At 35.6% G+C, this 12,566-nt stretch carries 6 protein-coding genes; all 6 read right to left on the bottom strand.

Translation table 11 applies throughout. From position 1 onward, the window contains the following. Nucleotides 1-4: 4 nt before the first annotated feature. A complete protein-coding gene (locus J5V48_RS07720; protein WP_219938001.1) occupies nucleotides 5-3,232 on the bottom strand; it encodes a type I restriction endonuclease in 3,228 nt (1,075 codons plus the stop codon). A 323-nt stretch (nucleotides 3,233-3,555) separates the two neighbouring features. Beyond that, nucleotides 3,556-7,503 (bottom strand): ATP-dependent RNA helicase HrpA, encoded by a 3,948-nt coding sequence (gene hrpA, locus J5V48_RS07715; protein WP_219938000.1) that lies wholly within the window; start codon nucleotides 7,501-7,503, stop codon nucleotides 3,556-3,558. A gap of 2 nt (nucleotides 7,504-7,505) precedes the next feature. Further along, on the bottom strand, nucleotides 7,506-9,371 hold the full coding sequence (locus J5V48_RS07710; protein WP_219937999.1) for a potassium/proton antiporter: 1,866 nt from the start codon (nucleotides 9,369-9,371) through the stop codon (nucleotides 7,506-7,508). 263 nt (nucleotides 9,372-9,634) lie between these two features. After that, nucleotides 9,635-11,437 (bottom strand): AAA family ATPase, encoded by a 1,803-nt coding sequence (locus tag J5V48_RS07705; protein ID WP_219937998.1) that lies wholly within the window; start codon nucleotides 11,435-11,437, stop codon nucleotides 9,635-9,637. A gap of 175 nt (nucleotides 11,438-11,612) precedes the next feature. After that, on the bottom strand, nucleotides 11,613-11,798 hold the full coding sequence (locus J5V48_RS07700; RefSeq protein ID WP_219937997.1) for a PD-(D/E)XK nuclease domain-containing protein: 186 nt from the start codon (nucleotides 11,796-11,798) through the stop codon (nucleotides 11,613-11,615). Nucleotides 11,799-11,840: 42 nt separating this feature from the next. Continuing rightward, nucleotides 11,841-12,566 (bottom strand): RNA-guided endonuclease TnpB family protein (locus J5V48_RS07695; protein WP_219937996.1); only part of this gene is annotated, 726 nt, incomplete at its 5' end.

Genomic DNA, 12,566 nt, shown 5'->3' with positions numbered 1-12,566 from the left:
TTATTTATGCCCTTGTGTAGACTGAATTTCTGTATTCTTTTTCAATTAAACCTGTAACAAAGGTTCTTATATCATCATTAGTTGAAATCTTTTCCTGTTTAAAACGCCTTGTTACTTTACCTGTAATCTTTTTAGAAAAAATCCCCTTTATGGTAATGATGTCATCATTATCAAGACACGCATCATCTACATCATCCTTAATATTCAGCAAAAGAGTATTTATCATAGCTTGATTCTTCGTAAACTCATAGGAAGAAGCCTTCTCATCATGACTTTCTGCGAGATCTTTGGCTCTTTCTTTCAGACGCTTCTCAATTCTGACATATTTTTTATCGCCCCTATATTTGGACGCAAGGATGTTATCCTCTTCATTTTTACGCCTGATGCGAGCTAATATGTCATTGATAGCATCAACTCTCTCATGCAGATTAAGCTTATTGATACTGTCTGGATTATTCAGGTTACCCATGCCATGTTTTGTAACTTCATCTAAGAATGCCTGCTGTAAAGTTTTGTACTCAGGATCATCATTATCAGAGTTACATAAAAGCTGTTCTCTAACATACGCAATAGACTGCTTATATTGACCTTCAAGCTCTAAAATCTGAGCATCTCCATTCTGTTCAAAAGTAAATGTTAAATCCTCAAGGGCAACATTAAGCATTTCGCGGGCTGATGCAGCTTCATCACCATGCTTTGCAAAATTTACACTGGCGATACGCAGCTTAAGAGCTTTTATAAAGTTCCTTAACTCATAAAAATTGCACTTATTTTCAAATGCATTTCTGATCTCATCAATATCTGATCCCTGAGTTAAGAGCATATTATGAGTCGTAAGAATTACATTTAATGCATTTAAAAGCTTATTTAATAGTGCGGTGTCATTCTCCATATTAATCTGCTTTGAAAACACAGTTGGACTCTGCATATCGTATGGTTCAACGGTTTCAATAGCAGCAGCTATCTGCTCTTGAGCCTCATCTTCAGAAACAAATAGTTTATTTCCGCCATCAACCCAATCCTTACCAGTCTCAGCTTCAAGCTCTTTCTGATACTGACCATTAGTCTTTTCGTATTCTTCTTCAATATCAGCAAAATCTACAACATAGCCATATTTCTGATCTTTATAAGGTCTGTTTACACGAGTCAGAGTCTGTAACAGGTTGTGAGCTCTTACATTACGATTCAAATAAAGTTTCTTTAGTCTTGGTGCATCAAAACCAGTCTGCAACATCTGGAATACAATTAGGAAATCAACAAGGCCCTCTTTGTAAAGGTCAATCCATGCCTTTCTGGTATCTTTTCCATCAACATCACAAAGGATTAAGGCTGCTCTGTAACGGCCTTTTTCTGGCAGACGTCTTTTAGCATCAATAACATCAGGTCCAACACTTTCAATTATTTCCTCACCATCTTCAAAAGTTCTTATTACTTCATCTTTTGGAGCGTATTTATCAAGGAAAATACGGTGCATGTTAATTGCCTGCTCTTTGCTATTGCAGACAATCATTCCTGCTAAAGAAGGATCTTTCTGAGCAGCTCTAAATTTCTTTAAATCTTCAACAACATAATCAAGTAATGGCTCTACATAGTTCTTGTGAGCATAGATATTCTTGATATTTATGTACCTTGGATTAATTTGAAGATCTGCTATTTTGTCCTGCATTACGCCTTTAAAATTTGAATCAATCTTTTCACGCATTAAACGCAGAGTATAGCCATCTGAAATAGAAGCGTTGTAATAGTAGGTATGGATATACTCTCCAAAAATATCTTTGGTATTGATATCCTGTTGAATGATAGGAGTACCAGTTAAGGCAATCTTAATTGCGCTTTCATCGCTTGAAATAAGGTTATTTAAGAAAGAGCCTTTAGGATTGTAGTTTCGGTGAGCCTCATCAATAAAGTAAATTCGCTTAACTTTAAGATTGTAAGCTGATTTTGATAGAACTCTTGTTTCATCAGAGAACTTCTGGATATTAACAACTGTGATCTCAAGTTCTCCTTTCTGATTCTGAGTCATATGAGGACTTGTAATGATCTTTTTAAAATCATCTTTATCCTGAACAGGTACAACCTTAAGGCCACGGACAGAAAATTCCATCTGGGCCTGAACCATAAGATCAAGTCTATCTACAATAAAGAAGAACTGAGGAATGATACCCTGCTTAGAATAGTAATCAGTTAGGTACTTTACATTGTAATAGGTTAAAGCTGTTTTACCACTTCCCTGTGTATGCCAGATGATACCCTTCTGACCACCTTTATCGAGCATCCTTTCAATTGCTTTAGTAGCAAAAAGCTGAGGATAACGCATAATATGTTTCTGGAATCCAAAGCTGTAATCAGCGTAAGCAATGCCATACTTTAATAGGAAATGAAATCTTTCAAAAGAAAACAGACTGTTGCATATTCTCTTGGTTGGAGTCTTAGTGTTGCAGCAGTTTTCTTTATATTCAGAAAGATTTATGTATTGAGCAACATTATTGTCCTTTAACATCAGCTCTTCAGTAATTTTAGGGACTTCACGGCAAAACAGCTTTACAGGGAATGAATCTTGACCATCTTCTCTGAAGGTTGAGTATTTTGTATCTCTTTTACCAATGGTTGCATAATATGCGCCCTGCTCTGGAGGTCTGTTCTCCTCTGCATATTCCATATCATTACTGAAAACCATAATTTGAGTGATATTAAGGTAGCGCCTGAAAGCATCGGTTTTAAACCTTGTCTTCATCCTCTCTGTTTCAGCCTGAATCCCCTTTGAATTATTTTCTTTTTTAACTTCTATAAAAGCTAAAGGAAGACCATTTACAAACAGAGTAATATCAGGTCTGAAATTATCAGAATCTTTATTTCCACATGTAAGTTCAGTTGCCAGCTGAAAGGTATTATTTACTCTAAAGTTTTCAGGACTTGATAAATCAATAATTCTCTCAACAGGATTTAAAAGATATTCATTGTAGAACTGTTTACCTAAATCATTATTGTTAAGAGAGGTCTGAATTTTAGTTAAAAGACTTTTAAAGTCTGATTTATCCTTTTCTGGATTCAGCTTAAGATATGCCTTCTTTAAGATCTCTGGAAGGATGTTGGTTAATGGATCTGTTTCTGTCTTTTCAAGACTTTCATCTTTGTAGCTGGTACCTTTAAATGAAATATACTCATATCCCATTTCCATAAGATGCTTGATTGTAGGAAATTTAACTCTGCTGTCCTCACTGAAAACACCCATAAGTACCACCTTATATTTATATGATATTTTTATGTAACAGCTTATTCAATGAAATGAATTAAGCTCTTTTTATTCACTTATTCAACAAAACTAAGCTGAAATAAATAGCTATAAAAAGTATACAGCATTCATATTTAATTTAGCAAATTTAATCGAACATATGTGAACATAAACAAGTTTCTAAATTTAACATCCTGCTAGCCCCCACACATAACTCAATTTTCAATTAACGCTAGTGTTTACTTATGTAAACAAGGTGTCAAAAAAGCTTTCATGAAGTAATTACTATACTTAGCAGTTAAGTGTCACTCTATAAAATAGAGTCAATTATGATCAGGATACTCCTCTAATATCCTCTTTAACTCATTTAAAATTCTCTTGTCAGAAACGCTGACCTTAACACCTAACTGCTGAGCAAAATAGGAGACTCTAAGCTCTTCAATCAGGTATTTAACATTCTCAAGATCGTTTGGTACATAAGAGTACTTATAGCGATTTAAGGTTGTCTTATACTGCTCTTGCAGATCTTCAATCTTTCTTGTGTACATAAGGTCTCGATTCACATCCTTATTTACCTTTGAAAGCCTGTAAATCATCGCATCAAGATATCTTGGATACTCTAAAAGAGCCTTTAGAGGAGTCTGACTAATAAAGCCTTTGAACACAAGAGAATCAAGCTGAGTACCAACATCCTTGTATGAATAGGCAACATCTAATGATAGTCTGCCTTTTAACAGTTTTTTTAGCTCATGTGCTTTCATGAGGATCTTATCAACCTTTGTTGCAAGTTCTAAAGCAGTATCATTAAGATCGCCTCTCACCTTTTCTAAAAGCACATTAAAAGAAGCCTCATCATATACAGGAGCATTGTTCTCCTGCATGATCTTATCAATTGCACCTAAAACTAAATCTGAGACAAGCTCCTTGATTGAGCCAAGTGGCTGATAGTACATTGCAAGTTTTGACTTGTTAGGCAGATGCTGCTCTAAATATGATGTAGGATCTTTTATACTCAAAGACAGAAGCTTTCTCTCACCAAGCCACATCATTTTCTCCTGGCGATGAGTGCTGTCACAAAGTTCGAGTGCAACGCCATTTCCCTTATCACAAAGAGCAGGATATGCTGTTATTTCAATTGAGCCTTGCTTTGAATTTTGCTCTTTTTTGATATCTCCAAATGACCATACATTGGTAGGTGCACTGTCTTTGTGAACCTTGATTGACTTTTTTAGAGCAGATGAAATCTTTGAGTTAAGCTCTGATAAAAGCACATCAAGATTTCTGCCTGTCTTGATGATTTTTGAGTTTTCATCCTCAATTGCAAAGTTCATGAAAAGGTGCTTATCGATAAGAGCCTTATCAAAATCATCGCATGTGACAACTTGCCCACCCATTCTTGTAAGCTCCTTTGCAGCCTTCACGTACAGATCTTCAGTAAAAGGCTCCTGTATTGTCTCTAAAAGTGCCTTTGCATAGTTTGGTGCAGGAATAAGATTCTTTCTAAGCTTTTTTGGCAGAGATTTAATAAGCTCTGTTAAAAACTCAAGTCTCAATCCAGGGATCTGATAGACAAACTGTTTTGAGTTAATCTTGTTTAAGATTGCAAGAGGAATATGAACAGTTACACCATCATTCTTATCAGATGGAGAAAAGACATAAGAAAGCTTTAGCTTGAAATTGTCAGTCTGCCAGAACTCTGGGAACATATCCTCTTTAATGGTATCAAAGTTATCTTTAACGACCATATCCAAAGAGAAATCAAGATAGTTTGGCTCATGTTTTTGCTTTTCTCTAAACCACTTTTCAAAGTGACGAACTGTTAGGATATCATCAGGAAGCTTTTTGTCATAGAACTCTTCAAGAACAGAGCTTTCCACAAGAAGATCACGACGTCTTAGCTTATCCTCAACATGTAAAACCTCATCTATTAGATCAAGATTTCTCTTAAAGAACGGGAATCTAATATCCATATCGCCATTAACCAGACCGTCTCTTATAAGAAGAGAGCGGCAAAGCTTTGGATCGATACTGCTGTACTGAGCTGTACGGTTTTGAACAATCATAAGTCCGTACAAAGATATGTTCATATTTGCAACAACAGCTCCCTGTTTTCTTGACCAGTGAGGCTCGTTGTAATTCTTTTTGATTAAATGAGCACCTAAAGTTTCAAGCCATAAAGGATCGATAACTGCGCAGTTTTTAGCAAAGAGTCTTGTAGTTTCATTAAGCTCGCTTGCGCAGATCCACTTTGGCTTTTTCTTACAAAGCGCTGATGATGGATGAATATAGAACTTGATACCACGTGCACCTAGGTACTGACCTTTATCATTGTCATTAAAGTTGCCAATCTGAGATAGAAGACCTGAGACAATTGCCTTGTGTACAGAGTCATAATCAGCAGCATTTTCATTCAGCCTGTAATCAAGAGACTGACAGCTTGCTCTTAACTGACGTAGTAGATCGAACCACTCTCTTATTCTTAAATATGATAAGAACTCGCTTTTTAGCATGCGCTTGAAAGCTGACGATGTAAGTTCTTTTTGTTTTTCATTTATATATTCATAAAGCTTTATGTAGGATAGAAAATCTGATTTCTCATCCTTAAAGCGATTATGCATATTAGCTGACTGCTCTTGCCTATCTAAAGGACGCTCTCTTGGATCCATAACAGCCAAAGCTGCAACAATAATCAATACCTCACTTAAAGAACACTGTCTGTCAGCTTCAACAAGCATTCTTGCAAGTCTTGGATCGGTTGGGATCTTAGATAACTGAACACCCGTGTTTGTAAGAGTCAGTTCATCAGTTGAAAGACCTCTAGAATCCTTAATGGCACCTAATTCTTCTAATAGTCTGATACCATCAGTAACCTGTCTTGGTTCTGGCTTATCAATGAATGGAAATGAATTAATATTACCAAGCTTTAAGGAAATCATCTGCAAAATAACAGATGCAAGATTGGTTCTTAGAATTTCAGGGCAGGTAAACTCCTCTCTGAAATCAAAATCCTCTTTTGAGTAAAGTCTTACACAGACACCTGAGCTTACACGACCGCATCGACCTTTTCTCTGATCGGCACTTGCCTTTGAAATCTTTTCAACAGGAAGTCTTTGAACCTTTGTTCTTGGAGAATATCTTGAGATCCTTGCAGTACCAGGATCGATTACATACTTTATATTAGGAACAGTTAAAGATGTTTCTGCAACGTTAGTACAGAGGACAACTCTGACTGTTGAGTGCTTTTCAAAGATCCTGTTCTGCTCAGATGTAGCAAGTCTTGCATACAGAGGAAGGATTTCAACATTCGGAAGATTAGCTTTTTTCAAAAAGCGGTTAACATCCATAATTTCTCTTTCACCTGGTAAAAACACAAGACAGTCTTCTCTGCCATGGTTTTTATAAAGGTAATTAAGAGCCTTTAGAATGCCTGATCTTAAATCGAGTGTCTCCTGTTCATCCTCATCATCTTCTATTTCCTTCTCTAAAGGCATATAGACAACTTCAACAGGATAAGTTCTTCCTGACACCTCGATTATTGGAGCATTATTAAAATGCTCTGAGAATCGTTTTGTATTAATGGTAGCAGATGTAATGATTACCTTTAAATCAGGACGTTTTGACAGAAGATTCTTTAAATAACCGATTAAAAAATCGATATTCAAGGAACGCTCATGAGCCTCATCGATAATGATGCACTCATAGTTTAATAAAAGACGATCATTTGCAGTTTCTGCAAGCAAAATACCGTCAGTCATGAGTTTGATATAGCTTTTTTCAGATGTATTATCAGTAAAGCGAACCTTGTAGCCAACTAAGTTTCCTAAAGGATCGTTTAGCTCCTGAGCAATTCTTGTGGCAACTGCTCTTGCGGCAATTCTTCTTGGCTGAGTATGACCGATAAAACCTTTTTTACCAAGACCTGCCTCAAGGCACATCTTTGGGATCTGTGTAGTCTTACCAGAGCCGGTTTCACCTGCAATGATAACAACTTGATTATCCTTTATGGCCTTGATGATTTCATCTTTTCTTGAGCTTACAGGAAGATCATCGTTATAGGTAACAGTTGGAAGCCTATCTTCACGATCCTTATAAAAAGACTTGTACTCTTCAAGTTTTGAACTGATAAGCAGCTGTTTTTCTATAAGCTGATTTTCATCAGTACAAGAAGAGAGCTTTTTAAGCTCTCTTGATAAGTACATCTGATGGATAAAGGTAAGTTCTTTATAATTGCTTTTTACGTTCTTAATAAATTTATCTAACTGTTCTTTCATCTTTAAGTATTATATTCTTCATCGTCGTCTATACTGTCAAACAGCTGTTTGGTTGCATCTTCTCGACGACGCTGCATATTATCCTGCTCGCTTTTGTAGACATTGAATTTAGCTCGTCGTAATCTCTCGTACTCTGCTGTACGTTCCTGAGCTAAATACAATCCTACGCGTTTAATCTTGTCGCCTTCAAGCTCAACCACAACAAGACTGACTTTAATAAGATTAACCTCGTCTCCAGGCTCTGGAAAACCACCAATCTGATATGACATCATATCAGCTAAAGATAGAGTTTTCTCAAATGAGGTTAGCTCAAAATCAAACTGCTCTGCAAGATCGATTAGCGGAGTGTCTGCATTGTAAATCTTGTCGCCATGATACAAGGAGTGACTCTTTATTCTTACCTGATGAGAGAACAGTGCATTTAAAAGCGGCTCATCTGCATCAGTACCGATAATAGAAAGAATATCACCAATCCTTATTCTTGTATCTCCCTGACATTTTATCTTTTTACCTTCACGGAATACAGCGGCAATGTTTGTTCCTTTAGGAAAAACTATTGATCTTAGCTGAATATTCTCAAATGATGGCTCCTTAATTCTATAGTTCATAAGCTCATAGTCATTAGACAGCATGATACCCACATCAGATTTATTGATAGGCGCTGCAATTGAAGGGGCATATACCTTTAAAATCTTTGATAATGGAACGATTAATGAGCCCTGGAACAATAAGGATACGATTACAACCACAAATGCTACATTAAAATACAGCTGAGGGTGGTCAAGTTTGTCAAATACAGGATAAATAGCAAGTACAATAGGTACAGAGCCTCTAAGACCAACCCAGCTCATAAACAGAAGATCACGGTTGTTATAAGCCCTAAAGAAAGGTTTTATACATAAGAATACTGTAAGAGGTCTTGCTATAAGAGTAATAACAACAGCAATTACTACACCAGGATACCAGTAAGACACCATTTCATGAGGTGACACTAAAAGACCTAACAGTAAGAACAGTGTGATCTGACTTAACCAGGTAAAGCCTTCAGATACAGGAAGAATATAGCTTACCTGTCTTGTTTTCTGATTACCAATGCACATACCGATAATGAAGATAGCAAGGAAGCCAGAGCCTCCAATGTATGTGGTGATAGCAAATCCAATAAGACCGATACCTATTACAAAGATACAGTAAAGACCGACACCTAATGTGATATTAGCTATAAGCACTCTTGCAATATAGCCAATTACAATTCCTACGAGAATACCAAAACCAAACTGGGAGCAGAAAAATACGAAGGCATCGTACATAGATGTGGTTTTAGCAGATGCAAAGGCAATCATTGTTGTAGTCAGCAAAATTGCCATAGGATCGTTGGTTGCAGATTCAATCTGAAGAGAATTTGAAACATTGGATTTTAAAGAAACAGTATCATCCTTACCAAGTAAAGAGAACACGGCTGCAGCATCTGTTGAACCTACAATACACCCAAGTAAGAGAGCCTGAATCAGAGAAATATCAAGAATAAGATATGCTAAAAAGCCAGTAATTCCAGACGTGAGAACAACACCCAGTGTCGCCAGTATTGTTGACTCTGTGGCCACAGTTTTCATCGTAGAAAAACTCGTTCTTAAACCACCGTCTAGAAGTATCACCGCAAGCATGAGATTTGCAATCAGAAAAGCGGATGAATAATCGGTGTAATGGATGTGAAGAATAATGCCGTCTTCACCGGTTAACATACCGATTGCAAGGAACAGTAAAAGTAAAGGGGTACCGAAAAAAGAGGAAAGTTTTGAAGCAAATATAGCGAAGATCAGAAGCACGCCGATAATAAAAAAGGCATAATTCATGTCAAATTCAGGCATGTTTCTATCCTCAAGATTTTTGTATTCTTTTTTTGTCTGATCCCTATATATATTGTATGTTTAAATGAATTTTTTTTGTACTAGAAATAGTAAAAATTAGCTTAAAATTAGGAATTTTTCTTAATGTTATTGTATGTATCACATTAGATAATGGATTTTGAGGATATAAATACTCTTACAAAAAGATATTTTTTCTATCTTCACATCAAAAAGAGCGCTTAATTTAAAGTATTTGTGTTTTAACACTTTTGCATCTGTGAATTTTACTTTATTTTCATTCCTTGTATATCGCATTGTTTGTTATAAAAACTGATGCCATAGCAGTAAATAGATTTAACTGTTGAATCATCATGATATTCATCTGCATATCTGTTTTCTTCTATCTGCTTGAGTGCCTTTTGAGTACCTTCTGGTAATTCTTTTTTTGAATTTACTGCTTTAATCTCAATGATAACGGCAATCTTCTGTCTTTCATCCATAAACATTAAATCAGCATATCCATCACCTGATTCACTGTTTGATTTAAAGTCAGTTATGAAGTTAGAACAGTTTGTAAATACTCCTGATAAGAATCCATGATAGAAGTTCTCAGGTTTTGCCTTTGTTGCAAAGTCTCTTATTGATACATATGACTTTAAAAGCTCAAAGATGTTATCTGATGCACTTTCACTATCACCTTCAAACAGAGCCTTTGCTATAAGCTTTGCCTTATTCTCTCCTTGATTTACTACTGCATCAAAGTGCTCTTTTATGTTCTTTATAAAACACTGACGGATTTCTCTGTTTGGGATCTTAAGTGAGTAGATGGTCTTATCTTCTCCAGAAATTTTCTCTGTTCTGTAGCTATCAACAGTAAGATATCCTGTAAAAAGCAATAATGTGTAGAAATCCTCAGCTTTGTGCATTGATAAATCATCATAGTTCATTGAATCATTGATGGTGGTCTCTATACACTCACCATCCATAAGCTTTTGCATATTCTCATTATCTTCATCTGTAAGATATCCAACATATGATAATAATGCGTTGCTTGATGTTGAGTTTATCCAGTAGTTTGGTGCATTAACCTTGATATTCTGTGATTTCTTTTCTATGGCATCTTTTATAAAAGAAACTAAAACCCATGGACAGAACATTTCCTTTTTATTGAATCTGTAGCCATCATAATTCTCTTTTACAAAAGGAAAGTAATCATCAAGCTCATAATCCTTTAATATCTTTACAGTCTCATCTTTTGTAAAGCCTATCATTGAATCAAATGATGGACTTTCAGACAGAATGGTATTCACATAAAGATTGTTTACACCTGTAAATATGCTGTTTTTTGCTACCTTTAAACATCCTGTAAGAACTATCTTTTCTATTGGATATTCTGTGGTCTTGTCATTAGGTGAGATTTTCATGAAATCAAAGAACTGACTTATCAGTTTTACCATCTGTGAATGATATCCACCTTCTGATGCCTTTGCTAAAGGTACATCATACTCATCGATTAAAAGTATGACTTTCTTTTTATAGTGCTTATAAAGACAAGTTGATAGAAATTCTAAAGCTTCCTTTACATATCCCATAGAATTTATATCACACAGAAATCCTCTATCTAGATATTTGCTATAGTTTTTAATATCATCTTTTGACAGATTCTTACTGTTTAATAAAAAGTCGAAACCAGAAAATAGCCTTACTACAATACGAGCTAATGCATCATAGGCCTGTTCAAAAGTCTCGCCATAAGCGCTTTTAAGAGAAATGAAAATAACAGGGAACTGTCCCATGTATTCATCAGTGAATTCTTTATCTTTTAGAATCTCAAGACCTTCAAAGATTTTTTCTTTAAACTCTCTGTTATCACTGCCATCTTTGCCAATAGTTAAATATGTGGCAAACATATCCATTAAAAGAGTTTTACCAAAACGTCTTGGTCTTGTGAAAAGAATCACAGGGGAGAGATTGGTAAAGACATTTTTTAAATATGAGGTTTTATCAACATAATAACCACCATTCTGGATGATATAAGAAAAATCCTCATTTCCGATAGGCAGTTGTTTAAAGCATTTATCACTCATAGTCTTTATCCGTAATATTTAACTATCTTCTATTTTAGTGATGTATAACTGCTAAGTCAAAGGTGCAAAATTTAGAATAATAATGAGATTGTAGGAGATATTCTCTCAAACTTAGAAGTGTGAACTTCCTGTTTAATTGTCTAACCACCAAAACATTAAAGTCTTAGTACAAAGATTACTGAGCACCACAATATACACATTCAGATCCAGTAAATACCATGGCATAGGCTTTAACAGTTTTATCTTTAAATTCTATTGCTCTCTTGTATGTATTTACCTGTTCTGTAGCTTCATTTATCGTTGCTTCAATCTTTGCTTTAGTAGCATCTTTTTTGGTAATGTACTTTAATTCTAGTGACATCCTCCCCTACCTGTAGAGGTAGGGAATTCCTGTTCGATAGCTCTAATGAGCTAAGCAGTGAGCTTTTATCTCACAACAGGCTATCCCCGAGTGCCCCTCGGTTGTTTTTTTTATTTGATTTAGCAAAAGTCTTTTGCCTTCTTTTAGAAGATTTACAGCCGCATTGATATCTCTGTCATGTCTGGTGCCACAATGAGGGCAAATCCATTCTCTTAAGGATAAATCCTTGGTTTCCTTGTTCTGATATCCACAGACAGAACATAGCTGAGAGCTTGGATAAAACTTATCAACCTCTACCAGATATTTTCCTTGTCTTTTAAGTTTATAGGAAAGCATTTCCATGAACATGCCAAAAGCATTATCATGAACTGATTTTCCAAAATTCAGACTTTGAGACATAACTTTCATATCAAGATTTTCAATACATACACAATCACAGACATTGGCTATCTGTCGTGATTTTTTATGCAGGAAATCTTTTCTGCTGTTTGCTATTTTTTCGTGGACTTTTGCTACTTTTATTCTTTGTTTGGCTCTATTCTTAGAGCCTTTCTTCATCAGAGAAAGCTTTCTCTGTTCTCTTTTCAGCTTTTGCTCTGACTTTCTATAGAAGTGTTCGTATTCTCCTTTATTACCTTCACTATCTACATACAAATCATGCATGGAGTAATCCATGCCAAGAAAGCTTTGAGGCTCTTTATTTGTTATTTTCTCTTCATATTCAAATAAAATACTGGCGTAGAACTTACCACTTCCTATCTGACTTAC

The organism is Succinivibrio faecicola (assembly GCF_019448115.1).
GTDB classification, from domain to species: domain Bacteria; phylum Pseudomonadota; class Gammaproteobacteria; order Enterobacterales; family Succinivibrionaceae; genus Succinivibrio; species Succinivibrio faecicola.
This window is presented reverse-complemented; position numbering and strand designations above follow the sequence as displayed.